Origin of the sequence: Corynebacterium endometrii (genome assembly GCF_004795735.1) — a bacterium.
Lineage (GTDB): Bacteria > Actinomycetota > Actinomycetes > Mycobacteriales > Mycobacteriaceae > Corynebacterium > Corynebacterium endometrii.
The window spans coordinates 2448054-2464986 of record NZ_CP039247.1 but is presented as its reverse complement, the minus strand read 5'-3'; the positions used below and the strand labels follow the sequence as shown (position 1 = coordinate 2464986).

The following is a 16933-nucleotide window of genomic DNA, read 5'->3' as shown; positions in this document are numbered from 1 at the left end:
TTAAGGCTGACCCGTGATCTCTACTTCGCTGATAGTTATCTTCCCGGCGGAGGGCAGCGAGGTAAATTCCACGATCACTGAGGAGTATTCTTCCTCAGAAATCTCAAGCTCCGCCGCGTGGCGGCCGCGGGTCAGTTCGCCGGAGGCCAACTTATCCTCGCCCTCGTCATTGACCCCGTGGATGACGTATTCGGCGCCGGTGGAACGGGAGTGGGAGACCAATACGTGGTTGAGCTGGGTGGGCTCAGCCACGGCAAGCTCAAAGCCCGCCTCCGTGTCTTTGATAACCCATGAGGTATTCCCGTCACCATCGGCAATAGCGGCCACGTCGCCGGAGGTTGCCTCCTCGTTGTCCGCGGCGGCGCCGTAGGCGGTGGCCTCGCCGAGGTCAAGAAGTACGGGTGGGCGCGCTGGGGTTGAGGTCTCGCGCTCGCCCTGGATCGGGGCTTGAATGGACTTGGCATCCACCGGTGCCGCCTCCGATTCCCCGCCGATTAGGGAGATCAGCCAGACGGTCAGCGCCGCCATGCCAACAACAAAGAGCATGGCCAGCGCGCCGATGGTGATAAAGCCCGTCCAGGACACCTCCCTGCCGCCGAAGCCCGCGGCCGGCTCCGGGTCTTCCTCGTTGGCCTCATCGGCTTCGATCAGCTCCGGTTCCGGTTCGGTGTAGCCTTCCGGATCCTTGGCCTCGGCCTCTAGCTCTACGTCATGGGCGAAGGCCAGCAGGCGCTCCGCCACCGTTTGGGCATCGGCGCCGGATTCGTCCGCTATCGCCTGCAATTGCTCCGGGGTTTCCGCGGTGGAACCCACCAGCAGGTTCAGCGTGGAGTTCAAGGAGCCCAGATCCTTTTCCACGCTGGCCTCACCGAGGACGGCGGGGAAGGCGAGGACGGCGGTGGCATCGGTAGAAATGCGCACCCTGGAGCTATTGTCTAGGCCCAGCGTCAGTCCCGCGGCATGCGCGGTGGCCATCGATTGGGCCAGCGGCGCCGTAGCCAGCGCCACGGCACGCGGATCCAAGCCATGGCCCTCGGCCACGGTGCGCAGCGGGGTGCCCTCTACCCAATCGGCCACAACCAGGCAGCCGTTGCGGTAACTTAAAATCTCAATATTTGGCGCCACGGCCGCGAGACCCAGCTCGCCCAGCTTGCGGGTGGCGCGGGAAACGGCGGCTGCCCCCTGGGCGGCCTCGGCACGTGAAAGCGGCGCCATTGGGGCGCGGCCAGAGGTATCCACAAAGGTCAACGCCACGGTGCGGCCGGTCTCCTGCTCGCGCGCGCGCCAGAAACGCGCGCCCTCCACGGAACCGCAATCCTGCAGCAGGCGGAAGCGCCCGTCGGAGACAGGCGCGCCCGGCACCAGCGACGGGCCGCGGACAATGCCGGCGGACATAGGCGGCGGTACCGGGGAGGCCATGAAGGAATCCTCGGCGAAAACCGGCTGGATCTCCGCGATCTCCGCCGGCTCCTCCACCGGGGCGTCCTGCACCTTGATAAAACGGCGCATGCCCGGGATGCGCTGGAGCGCGCGGCCCAGGCTGGCCACCTCCGGCAGGCCGGAACGGGAAAGCACAATGCCGGTGACCACCAGGAAGATAACGCCCAGGACTGCCAGCTTCACCAGGATCAGCACGGAAGGAATGTCCTCCGGCAGGATGAGGTTAGTCACCCAATTGACCGCCAGAGCCACGGCCAGGCCCACGGTGGAGGCTATGACGGCCCAGGTGGTAGTGGCCATGACGGCCTTGCCGCCCAGGCTGCCCAGCTTGCGCCGCAGCAGGAACGCGCCGATGACCGCGCCGGAGATGAAACCGAAGCCGTTGGCGGTACCCAGCAGGATAACCACGGATTCAGGCGAGTTGGCCACCAGCGGCGCCAGCAGCGTGAGCACCACCTTGGTGCCGGTGATGCCGGCGATGATGAACGTGGGCGTCCAGGCCTCCTCACGGGCGTAGAACACGCGGAGGTGCAACAAGACCAGGGCGTAGGGGATCAGCGTGAACGCGGAGAAGCTCAGCGTTAGCCCCAGAAGTTCGGCCTGGTTCGCGTCGAAGAGGCCGTACTGGAACAGGCCGCGGGCGATGGGGATGCCAAAGCCCGTCATGAAGATGACGATTGGGATGAGCGCGATGAACGTCAGCTTGGAGCCCAGGGTCAGGTCGCGGACCACTGCCTCCTCATCGCCGTCCGCGGCGTTGCGGGACAGCCGCGGCATGATTGCGGTCAGCAGGGTCACGCCAATCACGCCGTACGGCACCTGGAGCAGCAGCCAGGCGTTTTGGTAGACCACCGGGGCACTAGCGTCCGCGCTGGCGGCCACGCGGGAGGTGACCACGTAGCCAGCCTGGGAGATGGCCACGTACGCGATGATCGCCACGGCCATGCCGCCGAACTGCTTAAGGCGCGCGTCCAGGCCCCACAGCGGGCGCAGGTTAACGCCCGCGCGCTTGAGGTACGGCACCAGGATCAGGCACTGCACCACCACGCCCAGGGTGGTGCCCAGCCCCAGCAGCAGGACGTGGGGGTCCGTGATTGGGGAGGCCGCCTCGGGCTGCAGCGCACCCGGCAGCAGCCAATAAAGCGCCATGACGCCAATGGAGATGAGGTTGTTGACCACCGGCGCCCAGGCGCCCGGGGCAAAGACGCCCTTGGTATTCAAAATGGCCTGGAACAGCGCAAACAGGCCATAGAAACTGATCTGCGGCAACAGTAGGTAGGCGAAGGAGACCGCCTGGCCGGTGTTGACCTGGCCGTCCTCCGGCAACATCATGGTGGTGAGGATCGGCGCGCAGATGACCGCCAGCACCGTGATGGTGGCCAGCAGCGAAATGGCGAGCGTGAACAGGCGCCTGATGAACTGTTCGCCGCGGTCAGGATCCTCTTTTTCCGCGCGGACTAAGACCGGGACCACCAGGGAGGTCAGAACCGCGCCCAGGACGATTTCCGTAATCAGGTTCGGCAGCTGGTTCGCCGTCTGGAAGGCGGAGGCAATCGCGCCTCCCAGGGTGGACGTGATCATTACCGTGCGCAGGAATCCCGTGATGCGGGAGAGCAACGTAGCAATGGCCATGGTGGAGGTGGCGCGGACCACGTCGCCGTCGGACGTAGCGGCGTTTCCGGCCTGCTCCCCGGCTGGCCCCGCCGGCTCGGCGGTGGGCGCGCGGAGTGAGGAACGGTCCTCTACCGGTTCGGCGGCAGCGGGCTGCGGGGCACGCGGAACCGGCACGGGCGCCGGCGGTGTGGGCGTGACGATGCGCCCGCGCGTGCCGACGGGGGCTGTTACCTGGTCATCATGAGGTGATGTCATTGAAGTTACATAACTATCTATTCGAATTTTTCTTCTTGCGCCCCATCTGGAACAGGAGGGCGAAGAAGACTGCCAGGACGCCAACGGCGCCTAGCCCGTACAAACTGACGATACCGGCCCTGGTCTGCACCGCAATGGTGATTGGCGTGGACACGGTGTCCTTTTCTGACGTGGCCAACCACAGGTGAAGATCGGTACGCTCCACGCCCTGCGGCAGATCTGAGGTCATGGTTACGGTAATGGAGCCCTTCGCCGGGATCCGTACCGTTTCCGGCGTGTTGAGGCGCGCCTCCGCCGGGCCGTCATATTCGATGGTTGCCTCCACCGGCAGCGGCAGGCCGTTTTGCGCCACGATCAGAAGCGGTGAGGATTCAGACACGCGGGTAAAGACGTTCCCGGGCGGGACCAGCATGACGGATTCGCGCAGTTCACTCAGCGTCGTGGAATTGCCGTCCAGGACCGCGGCGGTATAGTCTTCCGCGCCCTGGTGTCCGGCCACAGTGGTGCGTCCGTGCAGCGTGGACGCCGCGAGCAGGTCGCGGCGCAGCGGCAGCGTAAACCCGTAACGGGTCATGGAGATGGCCGGGTCGTTGACCATCAGCGAGGTGAGCTTGTCAATGTAGCGCGCCTGCTGTTCGATGCGGGCCGCGTCCTGCGGGCTGATCACGGATGGATCCGCAAACGGGGTTCCCAGGCCGGTCAGCGTGTCCAGGCGGGTCATTGTGGTCTCCAGCGGCAGGTCCGCCACTTCGCGCGGCGTGGCCGCCTGCGCCTCAAGTAAAGCGCGCGCGGTTTCCAATACAGCCCGCCCCGTGGCCGCGTCCTGGTTGTTGGGCAGCACCGCCACCGTGGCCCCCTGCGTGGCGGCGAGCGTGAGGGCCGCGCGGGCCGTCACGTCACGGGAGAGCCGGGAATCCAGGCGATAGTCGTAGCGCAGCGAAGGGTTGGAGTACCCCACGGTGTTGGGGGCGGAGCCGGTCTGCGCCAGGACCGCGCCGAGGGAAGCATCGAAGGTGGCGGCGGGTCCCGCCCAGGCGGTGTTATCCGCGACGAGTGCCGGCACGTCAATCTTCCTGGTCAGGTAGCCAGTGCCCGGGGCGATGAGGTTGCTGGCGGTGGGGGTGCCCAGGATGCGCTCAACGGTCTCCGCGCCGCGCTCCGTAGCCTCATAGGTAAGCCATTCGTTCCGGGCGGCGGCTACGGTGTTGACGTCCGCGTTGGCCCACGGCGTGGTGATGAGGCAGTCCACGCCGGCTAGCTTGTCGAGGAACGCGCGGGCGTCCGTGCCACCGGTGCCGGGCGCGCCGCGGTCATCATCGTCATCCTGGCCCCAGGAATCACGCAGGCGCTTGGGCGGTTGCGTGATGGAGGGGCGCTGGGCGTTGACGGTATAGCCGCCGGCCATGCGGTTCGCCACGTCCAGCAGGGCGGGATCCAACGCGACGCAGCCGGCACCGTCTAGGTCCGTGTCAAGGTAGGCGTCGAGGAGTGCGGAGATGCGGCCGTGAGGCGCTAGCTGCGCCGCCAACTCTTCCGACGCCACGATCAGCTCCTCCTCCCCCGTCTCCCCCGGAACGATGTCCACCGGCGCGGAGATGGGATAGATAAGGGTGAGCGGATTGGGGGCGCCCTCTTCCGCCCCGCGCGGGCCGCCCGGCGCCTCCGGGCTGGCTGGGTTGAGGGCCTGCTGTTCACCATTGGCCCGGGCCTGCTGTTCACGCCGGCGGCGCGGTTCACCGGCCACATCGCCGAAGGTGGCGGCCAGGCGCTCTTCCGCCAGCGGCGCGGGGCCATTGCCCAGATCTCCGGAAAGCGTCAGCATGACCGGGTACACACCGGGTTCCTCGATGGCTAGGGTTGCCTCTTCACCCAGGGCGGTGGGAACCTCCAGATCCACGCGCGTGCTGGCGCCGGGCGCCAGGGAGTCCACCGTGGACGTGGTGGCGTAATACGGGAATTGGCCGGCTGCCATCTCCATGCGGACTTCCGCCGTCGAGTTGACCTCGTCGCCGCGCCGGGTGGTCACCAGCAGGTCCCGGGCCTCAGCGTCGGTGGGATTGGCGATTTCCACCGTGACCCTGAGCGGCCCGCCCTCCTTAGCGGGCTGGAGATCCACCACGTTAAAGCTGAGATCGAAGTCCTGGGCCGTGGAGCGGGCGCCGGACCATGCCTGCGCGTCGCTTGCCTGTGCCGAGGCACTTGGGGCGGCTACCGGCGCAGCGGAAAGCAGCACGGCGCCGCCGGCTAGGCCGGTAGCCAGCGCCGTGCGCAGATTCCGGATGCACTTGCTTGTCACCGTGGCGTGGTCCTTCCCGCCCGCGCCTCCTCACGGGCCAGGTCAGGTAGCATATCATGCGCTACGCGGGCCAGTTTGCGCTCATCGGCGTAGGCCAGGTGCTCGATGAGCTCAGAGACCGGAATCCAGGCGACTTCCGTGACCTCCGGGTCTTCATCATTCAAGATTCCGTCCACGTAGCGCAGCAGGTGGTGGTGCACGGTCTTGTGGATGCGAACGCCATCGGAAACGAACCAGTAATCGATGGTGCCCAGCTCCGCGAACACCTCACCAAAGATGCCGGTTTCCTCCCACACCTCACGCTCAGCCGTGACGGACTTAGAGTCATCGTTTTCCACGTGCCCCTTGGGCATGGACCACAGCAGGCGCCCGCGGCGGTCCAGGCGCCCAATGAGCGCTACGTAAATCCTGGAGAGATCCACCTGGTTATCCGGCTGCACCGCTTCCGCTAGTCCGGAAACCACCAGCCCGCCTGCGGAGGTTTCATCCCGTGTTTCCATGCGCGTATGCGGCCGCTGCTGGCGCTGCGGGCGCTTGCGGTGGTCATCGGGGCGCTTACGCCTGCGCCTGCGCCGTGGTTTATCCCCGGATTTATCCGGGCTGCTGTGGTTAGTCATCCCTGCTTATCGTAGTAGACTCCAAGACGTGAATTTTCAGGACACTCAGCTAATTGGCCTAACTGCCCGCGCAGACCAGCACGCCGCCCGGCTCAGTGACCTCTTATCGGGGCTCATTACGCAGTTCACGCAGCGCGGCCACCGCCTTTATCTGGTGGGCGGCTCCGTGCGCGATGCCCTTCTGGACCGCCTGGGCCACGATCTTGACTTCACCACCGACGCGCGCCCCGAGGTGGTAAAGGAGATCCTTGACGGCTGGGCTGAGACCGTGTGGGATACCGGCATTGACTTTGGCACCGTATCCGCGGTGTATAAGGGCCAGCAGATTGAAATCACCACGTTCCGCGCGGACACCTATGACGGCAAGTCCCGCAACCCAGAGGTGGTCTACGGTGACACCCTTGAGGGGGACCTCATCCGCCGTGACTTCAAGGTCAATGCCATGGCCATTGAGTTCACGGGCGATGGCGGGCGCGAATTTCATGACCCCCTCGACGGCCTTGCCGATCTAGCCGCCGGCGTGATGGATACCCCGGATAGGCCGGAGATTTCCTTCCACGACGATCCTCTGCGCATGCTCCGCGCCGCGCGTTTTGCCGCCCAGCTGGATTTCTCCGTTGCCCAGCGCGTCCAGGACGCCATGGCGGATATGGCCGGAGAGATCCAGCGCATCACCGTGGAACGCGTGCAGGTTGAGCTGGACAAGCTCATCTGCGGCGCCCACCCGGAGGTGGGCATCGACCTGCTCACGGACACCGGCATCTTTGAGTTCATCTTCCCGGAGATCCCGGGCATGCGGATGGCCCAGGATGAGCACGCCCAGCACAAGGACGTCTACCGCCATTCCCTGACCGTCATGCGCCAGGCTATCGATCAGGAAGAGCACGGTCCCGATCTGGTTCTGCGCTGGGCGGCCCTCCTCCACGACTGCGGCAAGCCGGCAACGCGCGCTTTTACCGACGGCCGCGTTTCCTTCCACCATCACGAGGTAGTAGGCGCCAAGTTGGTGCGCAAGCGCCTGCGCGCGCTCAAGTACCCCAAGGCCACCATCGAGCAGGTAAGCCAGCTGGTCTACCTGCACATGCGCTTCCACGGCTTCGGCGAGGGCCAGTGGACTGACTCCGCCGTGCGCCGTTACGTCACGGACGCCGGTGACCTATTGCCGCGCCTGCACAAGCTCGTGCGCGCGGATTGCACCACCCGCAACGCCAAGAAGGCCCGCCGCCTGCAGCGCACCTACGATCACCTCATGGAACGCATCGAGGAGATAGCCGCCAAGGAGGACCTTGCGCGCGTTCGCCCGGACCTGGACGGCAATGAGATCATGGAGATCCTGGATCTCAAGCCCGGCCCAGACGTGGGCCGCGCGTGGGCATTCCTGAAAGAACTGCGCCTGGAGGAAGGACCTCTGGACCGCGAGGTAGCTATTGAAAAGCTTCGTGCTTGGTGGGAGGCTAATAAATAATGTACGCAGACCGTCTTTTCAATGCCCTTGAGCGCAATGAGCCCGGCCCCGGCCAGCTGCTCATCGCCGCGCCCGGCATGCTCTCCCCGGAATTCGCCCGCTCCGTGGTGCTTATCGTGGAGCACACGCCTCACTTGACCCTTGGCGTCAATCTAGTCGCCCGGTCCGAGGTAGCGGTGTTTAACGTCCTGCCCGAATGGTTGCCTGCCGTGTCCAAGCCGCAGGCGCTCTACATCGGCGGTCCGCTCAATCAGCAGTCCGTGGTGGGCCTCGCCATGACCAAGAAGGGCGTGGACATTGACGCCCATCCCCAGCTCAAGCGGCTGGCCCCGCGGTTGGCCCATGTGGATCTGCGCGCCAACCCGGAGGGAATCGCCGAGGTAGTAGACGGCATGCGTCTCTACGCCGGTATCGCCGAGTGGGCCCCCGGCCAGCTCGACGAAGAGATTGATAACGGTGACTGGTTCGTGGCGCCCGCGCTGCCCCAAGACGTCATCACCCCGGGTGCCGCCGATCTGTGGGCGGACGTGCTCAAGCGCCAGCCCATGCCGCTGCCACTGTTTTCCACGTTCCCTGCCGATCTTGATGACAATTAACCTATGAGTTCCGAGGTAGCCAAAGGTCTCCGTGATTCCTGGGCCGTGGGATTAGGCCTAATCCCCCTGGGTCTAGCCTTTGGCCTGCTCATGGTGCAATCCGGCTTCGACTGGTATTGGGTGCCCATTTTCTCCACGGTCATCTACGCGGGCTCCATGGAATTCCTCGCCATCTCCATGATCACCGGCGGCGTGGGCCCCGCGGCCGCCGCCTTGACGGGTTTCATGGTGAACTTCCGTCACATCTTCTACGGCCTGACCTATCCACGCCATCTCATCCGCGGACGCGCCGCCCGCGCCTATTCCACCTACGCGCTCACGGATGAAACCTACGCCATTGTCTCCGCCCTCCCCCGGGGCACGCGGCTGTCCGGCACGCGCATCCTCACGATTCAAATCCTGTGTCAGCTCCTCTGGATTGGCAGCGGCCTCATCGGTGCCCTGACCGGAGCCGTGGTGCCGCCGAATATCCAGGGGATGGAATTCGCGCTGACCGCCCTATTCGTGGTGTTGGCGTGGGAATCCTTTAAGAACAATCAGGATTTTTCCCTGCCGCTCATCGCCGCAGGCTTAGGGATCCTGGCGTACGCGCTCTTCCCCGACCAGCTCCTCATGGTGGCTTTGAGCGCCTATTTCTTGGTGTTGCTTGCGCGCTTCGCTTCCCCTTCGTTGGACAGGTTCCTGGAGGTGCGCCGTGCCTGATGGCGTCACCGCCCCCATGATCTGGGCAGTGCTGATCCCCGTCTGCATCGTGACCGTGTTGCTGCGCCAGCTGCCGTTTTCCTTCATCAAGCAGCTGCGTAACTCCGATCTGATGGGCGTGCTGGGCCGCATGATGCCCGTTGGCGTGATGGTAGTCCTTGTGGTCTACACCGTCACCGGTCAAGCCTCCTCCCCCGGCGGCATCCCTGTCACGCTGCTTGGCGTGGCCATCACCCTAGCGCTCCACATTGCGTTCAAGCGGACCGAGGTCTCCATCATCGGCGGGACCCTAGCCTACATGGCCCTGGTTAACCTGGGCTTCTAACCCGCAGGCGTTTTAGGCGCGTTAGCGCGGGAACTTGGTCTTAGCCTCGGACCACAGGCCCTCAAACTCGTCATGGGTGATGTGGCTGGCGCTGATATCCGGGAACTGGTCGTAGGTATCCGGATGCGGAACGGTCTTAGATGGCATATCCACGTTGCCCACCGTTTTCCCCTTCTCCGCGAGTCCCATTATCACGCCGGCGGCGTCTAGCGCGATCAAGCGGTGCATGGTGCAGGTCTGCGCGCCGGCCTCCTCTAATTCCGCGATGTGGATCGCGGTGCCGGCGCCGGGGATTACAAGTTCGGTACGTACGTAGAGAAAAGCCATGCGGATTAGCTTACCTTCTGCCGATCGGCTTCCCTACCGTAGCGGGCAGCCAACCATGAACAGATCATCAGCTGGACCTGATGGTAGATCATTAGCGGGAGAATCAGGAGGCCGAGCTGGGCGCCGTCGGCCGCGAAGATCACGCTCGCCATCGGCAGACCAGTGGCCAGAGATTTCTTTGAGCCGCAGAACTCAATGGCTATGACATCGGCCCGGGCAAAGCCCAACCTTGCGCTGATTACCCTGGTCAGCCACAGCATGAAGGCCACCAGCGCAGCGGCGAAGGCCACCAGGAAGATGACTTCCCACACGCCCATGCGTGACCACACGCCGCCTACTACGCCCGCGGAAAATGCCGAATAGACCACCATGGCGATGGAGCCCCTGTCCACGATCTTGGTGGCTTTGGAGGCCGCGATGTTTTTAACCCACTTGCGCAGCAACTGGCCCAGGATGAACGGGAAGAGCAGCAGCAGGGAAATTTCCACAAACACCCCGCTGTCGATGTGGATGCCATCACCGGCGCCCATAAGCCCCATAACTAGCAGCGGAGTGAGCACCACGCCCGCCAGGTTTGAGGCCGATGCGGAGACAATCGCCCCCGCCACGTTACCGCCCGCAATAGAGGTAAACGCCACCGAGGATTGCACCGTCGATGGCACGAGGGTGAGGTACAAGATGCCCAGGTACAGGTCTTCAGGTATGAAGGCCGTGAGCGGGCGAAGGAGCACGCCGACTAAAGGATAAAGCGCAAAGGTAAAAGCCAGGATGGTCAGGTGCAGCTTCCAGTTCTTTACGCCGTCAAGGGCCTGGCGCGTGGACAGGCGTGCGCCATAAAGAAAGAACAGGAACGCGATTCCCACCTTGGTGGCGATCGAGAAAATCTCCGCGAATGTTCCCCGCGCCGGGGCGATGACGGCGATGATCACCGCCAGGACGATCAGCACAATGAGCGGGTCAAGTTTCTTCAGGTGCACAAGCATAGGCAGAAGTCTAGCCGCTCCCAGCCGTGAACTGCTCCCCATTAGTTGGACTGAGAAATCAGTATCCATCTAGTGGGGAGTATTTTCATTGAGAGCACGAAGTTCGTTAACCGAAGCCCAGCGTGAACAGTTGGTTGCTTTGTTTGAGGAAGGGTATGGTTACGTAGCCGCAGCTTACCGCCTCGGTGTGGGGCGTGGCACTACCCGGAGACTGTTTAGTCGATTCCAGCTTCATGGCAGACTATGTCTTGTGGACAAACCAACGAAGCAAACCTATTCTTTCGAGGTCAAGAAAGAAATCATCGAACGCCATCTCGCTGGCGCAACCCGGATGGAACTGGCCAAAGAATTCCACTTGTCTTCACCGACCCTGGTTAAGGACTGGATGCGGCGCTACCGCAAAGATGGCTGGGACGGGCTTAAACCGAAGCCTAAAGGCAGGCCTAAAGGATCAGCGAAGCCAAAACCTGTGACTGAGGAAGACAAACTGCGCCGCGAAGTCGAGCGACTGAAAGCGGAAAATGCTTACCTGAAAAAATTGCGGGACTTGAGGAACCAGGGACTCGCCTAAAGGTCCAGGCGATCGTCATCCTCAAGTCACAACACAGGCTCGACGACCTGCTTGACGCTGCAGATCTTGCCCGTTCGACCTACTTCTATCACCTTCAACGACTCGATAGGCCTAATAAGTATGCCGAGCTAGAAGAGGAAATCGAGAAAATCTACACCGGCAGCAAACAACGCTACGGGTATCGCCGCGTGTGGCTTGAACTTCGCAAACAAGGCTTTGAAGTCAACCACAAGCTGGTGTACAAGATCATGGATGCTAACGGTTGGAAAGCCAAGGTTCGGCGAACGACTAAGTACAGCTCGTACAAGGGGACCATCAGCAAGATAGCCGATAATATTTTGGGTCGTAACTTCACCCCAGATGCACCGAATACGGCCTGGGTCAGTGACGTAACTGAGTTTAAAGTCGCAGGTAGAAAGCTCTATCTTTCACCGATTATGGATTTATACGATCGCACGATCTTGGCGCATACGTTGAGTACGTCGCCGTCTACGGCGTTGACGGCACAGTCATTATCAGATGCGATAACGTGGCATACCCCTGGTGAAGGATTGATTGTGCATACTGATCAGGGATTCCACTACCAGCATTCGAGTTGGCGAAAGCTTATTGCGTCGTGCGGCGGCATCCAGTCCATGTCGCGTAAAGGCAACTGTTATGACAATGCGGTCATGGAGAATTTCTTTGGACATCTTAAAGCCGAGATGTTCCACGGTGAGCTCTTCGCCAGTACCGAAGAATTATCAGTAGCCATTGATGACTACATCTTCTGGTACAACACTCAACGATTGCAGGCACGCATAAAGGGTCTGACACCGATGGAGTATCGGAGTCAGACCCTAGCGGCCCTAGCCGTATAGAATTAACCCAGTCCAACTTTCGGGGGCTAGTTCACCGCTTAGGAGGCGGTGGTTACTACCGTTCCCCCGTCGTTGCTGACGCCGTACTCCTGCAACGGGCCACGGGCGGGGCCCTGAATCGGGGTGCCGTCCTCTAGGTTGTATTGGCTAAAGTGTGCGGTGCACGTGGCTGTCAGGCCTTCTACCTCGGTGATCATCTGGTTTTGGTGCGTGCAGCGGCGGGACCATGCCTTGAACACGCCCTCCTGTGGCTGCGCGAAAATCACTTCATCGATCATGATCGCGCCGCCCACCGGGATTTCCTTCGCGGCGATTTGCGCCGATGGTTCCTTGCCGCACGCCGCGAGATATGCCGCCGCTAACGTAGTGCCGGTGCCAAGCAAAAACATACGACGGGAACAAGTATTAGCCATGTGTACAGCTTATACCCGTTCCCGCCGCGGTTGTCCCGATAACCGATGTGAACTTCGTTTAATTAGGAGCGCACATGCTCAATGTCGAGGGAGCGCTCCGCGCGGCCGTCATCGGTCTCGTTTTCAAGGTGCACCTCGTAGTCCCCGAAGGTCTCGCGGGCATCCCGTTCGGAGGCGTTGGATTCAGCCCAGGAGCGGATGTCCGCGTACGAGTTGCCGCCGAAATCGAAATCGCCGATTGCGGTCTCCAGGTCGCCCAGCACGGCGGCGTAGCCGGCTTCAACGTCCGCGTTGTCCTGCAGCGCCTCGATCTGCGTGTCAACCGAATCATTCTCGAAATCGATGTCCAGGCGCAGCCCATTTTCTTCCTTTGTGCAATCATCGCCATTGCAGTTGTAACCCGCGCCCTCGAGTGCCGTGCGAATGGCCGCCTGATCGAAGGTTGCAGAATTGCCGGACTGGTTATCCTGCTGGCCCTGGGTTTCCTGCGCTGGGGCGTCCTCCGAGGTCTGTTGCGCATTCTCGGTTGCGGTGGCGGTCTCCGTGACCGTCTGGGTCGCGGGCTGCGTGTTCCCGTCCTCTGCGTTGGAGCATGCCGCCAGTGTGAGTCCAGCGACTGCCAGGGTGGAAAGTGCTAACTTTTTTGTGGTGAAGGTGGTCATAACTCAAGTGTCCCGAACTCATGCGAAGGTTGCAATAAGAATGCAGCAAAGATTCCTTGGCGGCCGTCATTCACAGCCGGGCGGCAGGCGTAGCCCGTTATGAGAACGCCGGAATGGGACGAATTACCATTGTTTCACGTGAAACTTTAGATTTTCCTGGCAGTCTCATTTCGTTGCAGTAGAGCTTATGGTTGCCGTCTGGGCCACTGCTTCCTACCCCGCTTCCGCTTCTAACCAGACCCCCCTGGTGTCCGGGGTGCCTGGCCCGAGCGTGCCGCCCGAAGGGTGCACCCTCTGGGTTCGGGTCGGGCCGGTGGCATGCCTCCACGCTTACGCGCGCCGATTTGCCGGCCACACCCCTATCCTGTTTCCGGCGAACAAGTGTGGGATACGGTGCATGCGGCTCGGTACCGGGGTTGACGTTTGCAACCGGCCACTGAACCGAGGGGTGGTAGTGTGACGTTTCTGTGACGTTAAGCTTTAAAGGGGATTAGCGGATATTATTAAAGTCACGGTGACGATAATGATAGAGGCTCTCGCGCTGCGCCGGGCCCGTCCCGTCAGGGCTCAAGGGGGCGCTAGGCTTCGCCGTGATGGTTATTGAATAGAGCGCGGCGCTTCCGGCCACCCCTCTCCCCCGTGTCAATATCCGGGTGCCCGGGCCGCGAACCTTGACCCGAGATCTATCGCTGTTGTTCCGCAGCCTCGGGGCCATTCCATTTTGTCCCCTACTGCTCTGACCAACTATTGGCTAGGCCCAACATTAGATGCCTCAAGTTGGCACGGTGTTAAACCTTTGAGCTGTCCTTGTGCCGCTTTTCCTTCGGCGGACACGCGTGCTGCCCGGCGTGCCAGACCATATCTGCGCCAGACTTATCCGCGATCCACATTGCGGGCGGCCTCACGAAGGGCGTCCATGTTCACCTCAGGGGCCGGTTCGCTGGAGCCGCATCCGCCATCGCCGCAATTGCAACCGCCCTCACCGCAGCCACCTGCCTCGTCGTTGTTTTGGCTTGCGTGCAGAAGCGCTGCCCTGGCGCCCAGATTTCCACCCGCGGACAAAGCCAGCACCGCGACGATTGCGGTAACTACAGGAATTAGCCACATCCATCCCTGTGCAGTCCATGCAACCACGCCGCCGAATACAAGACTGACGCCAGCAAGCGCCCAGAGCGGACCCGCCACTGCATGTGCAACATCCCAGGTTTCCTTGGATTTGCGCACCTCGTTCAGGCGAAGGCCGATGATGCTATTGCCCGGAAGCTTGCGGATGGAAGCCATGATTCCAACGATGATGAGTACTGCTGCGATTACGAAATAAACGATGCTGACTGCGACCATGTCCCCCAGTCTAGTGTTCGGCGGGCCGGATATGAACTTTCTCCCCTTACTATTCGCTTTATCTCCTGAGACGGCTGTTACTAATGTGATTTCCTAAGCCGCGGTGGGCTATCAAAACGGTATTATTCGTTCACGGTCCATGGCAGTCTACGGTGCGCAATCCGATGCAAGCCCTAGGGTCATTGGCCGGTTCCCAACTCCACTACACGGAATGTGACGTTATGAAACTAAAAGAAATCACCGGCTCGTTGCTGTTTCGCATCGTGGTGGCGATCATTCTGGGCATCATTGTGAGCCTATTTGCTCCCGAATGGTTCGGCAGAATCTTCGTCACCTTTAACGGTCTCTTCGGCAACTTTTTGAACTTCTTTATCCCGGTACTGATCTTTGCTCTCGTCGCCCCAGCCATCGCGGGGCTGGGACGTGGTGCGGGTAAGTGGCTGGGGATAACCGCGGGCATCGCCTACGGTTCAACAATCTTCGCCGGCGCGCTGTCCTACATCATCGCGTTGACGCTCTACCCCACTCTGCTATCTGGTCAGACCCTGGACACGAATGTCAGTGACATCGATGAGGGCGCCCTGGCCCCTTATTTCTCCGTTGAGATGCCGCCGCCATTCGAAGTGATGACCGCGCTGCTCCTGTCCTTCTGCATCGGCGTAGCCATGACATTGGTCAAGTCTGACACCCTTTACAGCGTGACGAAGGATATCGAGCGCGTAGTAATCAAGGTCATCTGGGGGTTTGTGATTCCGCTTCTGCCCATCTACATTTTTGGCATGTTCCTGGGCCTTGGCCTCAACGGCAATCTTGGTTCCGTCCTTGTTGCCTTCTCTAAGGTTCTCATCCTGGCCGTTGTCATGACTCTGGTCTACCTGGTGTTCCAATTCGTCGTAGCGGGCGCCATCGCCGGGAAGAACCCTTTCAGGGTCCTCAAACTCATGGCCCCTGCCTACTTCACCGCTCTGGGTACGTCCTCCTCGGCGGCGACTATCCCGGTTACCCACGAATGCGCGCTCAAGGCGGGCATTTCCAAGCCGGTAGCGGGCTTCGTGATTCCCCTGTGCGCAACCATCCACCTATCCGGTTCGATGATCAAGCTGGCCCTCTACGCCTTCGCGATCGTGTTCATGACCGGAATGGATATGCCTATCGGCAAGGTGATTGGTTTCATTCTGATGCTTGGCATTTCCATGGTTGCGGCCCCTGGTGTCCCGGGCGGCGCCGTGATGGTGGCCGTGGGTCTGCTGCAGGCGCAGATGGGCTTCGATGACTCAATGGTTGCCCTCATGATTGCGGCGTACATTGCGATCGACTCCGTTGGCACTGCGGCCAACGTCACCGGCGACGCTTCCATCGCTATGATCGTGGATCGCTTTGCCCGCAAGGACAATGCGGATATCGATTCTGAGGACGGCGCTTACCAAGAGGTCGAGGATGATTCCGTAGAACCTTCCCAGACTTAATTTCTTTTTCTTCTTAAGCCCCGGGTTGCGCGTGGTAGTTTCACGTGAAACCCGGGGTTTTTCTTGCCTCGATACGGGAACGGGCGGGTAATAGGCTTCCCTCGCGGGGCGCTCGCGGCTTAGCCGTAAGCGTCCATGCTTCTTCGGTTCGCGGCCTTGAAGGGCCAGCGCCGGCGTTCTTGGCTTAACCCCGGGTTAACGCTAAACGTTAACGGGTTGCGTCCGGGGATTAACGTAGGCCGGGAACGGGGAGAATCAAACCGGAGGACGTCAGGGCGTGTATCGCGTTTGCCGGCAGGGTGAGCGGTAATCGGAGCTTCGATAGCTATCGACCCTTGCCGCAGCGCCCATCGGTGAGGATTGCTCTTCCGCTTCCGAAAAGGCTCTCTAAACTACTTACGGCCGTTCTCGCAATGCCGTACAGCCCGGCCGGCGCAGGTTTTCTTTTTAACGTTCACCGCGCCCCTATACCGCGAGCCTCCCGTCATTGTCATCGCCGGGGATTGGGGTTGAACCCGCCGCAGTCCGATGAGTGCCTGACCGCGGCCCAATGGGTAACCACTCCCCTGACCTTGTGTTCAAAGCTCCTGCTTGCCGCCCAGTGCATTGATGCAAGACCGGGCTGGGCGTATTGGGTAACCCGCGACGTTATTGGTAGTCGAGGCGTTTGAGTCCTTGGTACCTAGGTCCATGCTTCGGAAGGGAGGGAAAAGTTGTTCTTTCCTTGTTGGTGGTGTCATTGGTTTTACGAGAGGTCTTTCCTCGCCCGGCATTCGGGCTTTTACGTCCTGGCTTTAACGCCCTGGCATGTGCGCATGGACCCAGATTTAAAGCCCGCGGAGTGGATAAAGGCGGCGAGCCCCTGGGGGTGTGCCTTGGCGGCCAATTCACCCGGGGTGCTCCGTGAAGGCCTGGAGCGGAGCAAAGGAAAAGCCGCACCGATTCAAAGAAGTTCGATGCGGCGAGTCCGGACCCGCGGGGAGGAATCCTAGCGTGAGTC

The 16933-nt window shown here is 61.6% G+C and carries 13 protein-coding genes and 1 pseudogene; 6 read left to right on the top strand and 8 right to left on the bottom strand.

The window, feature by feature from the left end:
* From murJ to CENDO_RS11025, 3 genes are read right to left on the bottom strand one after another with little or no spacing between them, the layout of a single operon-like run.
* The gene (gene murJ, locus CENDO_RS11035; protein ID WP_136142057.1) at window positions 1-3309 is read right to left on the bottom strand and encodes a murein biosynthesis integral membrane protein MurJ; all 3309 of its coding nucleotides are present in this window, start codon (window positions 3307-3309) and stop codon (window positions 1-3) included.
* Between the two features lie 13 nt (window positions 3310-3322).
* Complete coding sequence (locus CENDO_RS11030) at window positions 3323-5605, bottom strand: hypothetical protein (protein WP_136142056.1); 2283 nt, start codon at window positions 5603-5605, stop codon at window positions 3323-3325.
* On the bottom strand, window positions 5602-6222 hold the full coding sequence (locus CENDO_RS11025) for an NUDIX hydrolase (RefSeq protein ID WP_136142055.1): 621 nt from the start codon (window positions 6220-6222) through the stop codon (window positions 5602-5604). The genes CENDO_RS11030 and CENDO_RS11025 overlap by 4 nt, the downstream gene beginning before the upstream one ends.
* A gap of 28 nt (window positions 6223-6250) precedes the next feature.
* Between CENDO_RS11025 and CENDO_RS11020 the strand changes: the two genes are divergently transcribed.
* The 4 genes from CENDO_RS11020 to CENDO_RS11005 are packed head-to-tail and all read left to right on the top strand — an operon-like array spanning window position 6251 to window position 9310.
* The gene (locus CENDO_RS11020) at window positions 6251-7687 is read left to right on the top strand and encodes a CCA tRNA nucleotidyltransferase (RefSeq protein ID WP_136142054.1); all 1437 of its coding nucleotides are present in this window, start codon (window positions 6251-6253) and stop codon (window positions 7685-7687) included.
* On the top strand, window positions 7687-8283 hold the full coding sequence (locus CENDO_RS11015) for a YqgE/AlgH family protein (protein ID WP_136142053.1): 597 nt from the start codon (window positions 7687-7689) through the stop codon (window positions 8281-8283). Before CENDO_RS11020 ends, CENDO_RS11015 begins: the two co-directional genes overlap by 1 nt.
* Before the next feature lie 3 nt (window positions 8284-8286).
* Window positions 8287-8985: an AzlC family ABC transporter permease gene (locus CENDO_RS11010; protein WP_136142052.1), complete on the top strand. Its 699-nt coding sequence runs from the start codon at window positions 8287-8289 to the stop codon at window positions 8983-8985.
* A gap of 16 nt (window positions 8986-9001) precedes the next feature.
* Window positions 9002-9310: an AzlD domain-containing protein gene (locus CENDO_RS11005; RefSeq protein ID WP_136142285.1), complete on the top strand. Its 309-nt coding sequence runs from the start codon at window positions 9002-9004 to the stop codon at window positions 9308-9310.
* Between the two features lie 21 nt (window positions 9311-9331).
* On the opposite strand, the gene CENDO_RS11000 is transcribed toward CENDO_RS11005, so the two are convergent.
* A complete protein-coding gene (locus tag CENDO_RS11000) occupies window positions 9332-9637 on the bottom strand; it encodes a hypothetical protein (RefSeq protein WP_136142051.1) in 306 nt (101 codons plus the stop codon).
* 5 nt (window positions 9638-9642) lie between these two features.
* Entirely contained in the window at window positions 9643-10620 is a 978-nt protein-coding gene (locus tag CENDO_RS10995) for a bile acid:sodium symporter family protein (RefSeq protein WP_136142050.1), read from the bottom strand.
* 218 nt (window positions 10621-10838) lie between these two features.
* On the opposite strand from CENDO_RS10995, the pseudogene CENDO_RS10990 reads away from it, so the two are divergent.
* Window positions 10839-12051: pseudogene (locus tag CENDO_RS10990) on the top strand (IS3 family transposase); the annotation flags it as partial.
* Window positions 12052-12089: 38 nt separating this feature from the next.
* Here the strand turns inward: CENDO_RS10990 and CENDO_RS10985 are convergent.
* The 3 genes from CENDO_RS10985 to CENDO_RS10975 all read right to left on the bottom strand — a co-directional run bounded on the left by CENDO_RS10985 (window position 12090) and on the right by CENDO_RS10975 (window position 14467).
* A complete protein-coding gene (locus CENDO_RS10985) occupies window positions 12090-12464 on the bottom strand; it encodes a Rieske (2Fe-2S) protein (protein ID WP_246014300.1) in 375 nt (124 codons plus the stop codon).
* A 62-nt stretch (window positions 12465-12526) separates the two neighbouring features.
* Complete coding sequence (locus CENDO_RS10980) at window positions 12527-13126, bottom strand: hypothetical protein (RefSeq protein WP_136142049.1); 600 nt, start codon at window positions 13124-13126, stop codon at window positions 12527-12529.
* Window positions 13127-13999: 873 nt separating this feature from the next.
* A complete protein-coding gene (locus tag CENDO_RS10975) occupies window positions 14000-14467 on the bottom strand; it encodes an SdpI family protein (protein WP_136142048.1) in 468 nt (155 codons plus the stop codon).
* Window positions 14468-14688: 221 nt separating this feature from the next.
* Here CENDO_RS10975 and CENDO_RS10970 point away from each other — a divergent pair, with 221 nt between their 5' ends.
* Window positions 14689-15933, top strand: a complete 1245-nt coding sequence (locus tag CENDO_RS10970) for a dicarboxylate/amino acid:cation symporter (RefSeq protein WP_136142047.1) — start codon at window positions 14689-14691, stop codon at window positions 15931-15933.
* Window positions 15934-16933 lie beyond the last annotated feature (1000 nt).

What these genes read in the sequence shown, in the direction of transcription:
- CENDO_RS11000 (WP_136142051.1), bottom strand. Translation starts at nt 9,637, where the DNA reads ATGGCTTTTCTCTACGTACGTACCGAACTTGTAATCCCCGGCGCCGGC.
- murJ (WP_136142057.1), bottom strand. Translation starts at nt 3,309, where the DNA reads ATGACATCACCTCATGATGACCAGGTAACAGCCCCCGTCGGCACGCGC.
- CENDO_RS11025 (WP_136142055.1), bottom strand. Translation starts at nt 6,222, where the DNA reads ATGACTAACCACAGCAGCCCGGATAAATCCGGGGATAAACCACGGCGC.
- CENDO_RS11005 (WP_136142285.1), top strand. Translation starts at nt 9,002, where the DNA reads ATGATCTGGGCAGTGCTGATCCCCGTCTGCATCGTGACCGTGTTGCTG.
- CENDO_RS10980 (WP_136142049.1), bottom strand. Translation starts at nt 13,126, where the DNA reads ATGACCACCTTCACCACAAAAAAGTTAGCACTTTCCACCCTGGCAGTC.
- CENDO_RS11015 (WP_136142053.1), top strand. Translation starts at nt 7,687, where the DNA reads ATGTACGCAGACCGTCTTTTCAATGCCCTTGAGCGCAATGAGCCCGGC.
- CENDO_RS11010 (WP_136142052.1), top strand. Translation starts at nt 8,287, where the DNA reads ATGAGTTCCGAGGTAGCCAAAGGTCTCCGTGATTCCTGGGCCGTGGGA.
- CENDO_RS10975 (WP_136142048.1), bottom strand. Translation starts at nt 14,467, where the DNA reads ATGGTCGCAGTCAGCATCGTTTATTTCGTAATCGCAGCAGTACTCATC.
- CENDO_RS10985 (WP_246014300.1), bottom strand. Translation starts at nt 12,464, where the DNA reads ATGGCTAATACTTGTTCCCGTCGTATGTTTTTGCTTGGCACCGGCACT.
- CENDO_RS10970 (WP_136142047.1), top strand. Translation starts at nt 14,689, where the DNA reads ATGAAACTAAAAGAAATCACCGGCTCGTTGCTGTTTCGCATCGTGGTG.
- CENDO_RS10995 (WP_136142050.1), bottom strand. Translation starts at nt 10,620, where the DNA reads ATGCTTGTGCACCTGAAGAAACTTGACCCGCTCATTGTGCTGATCGTC.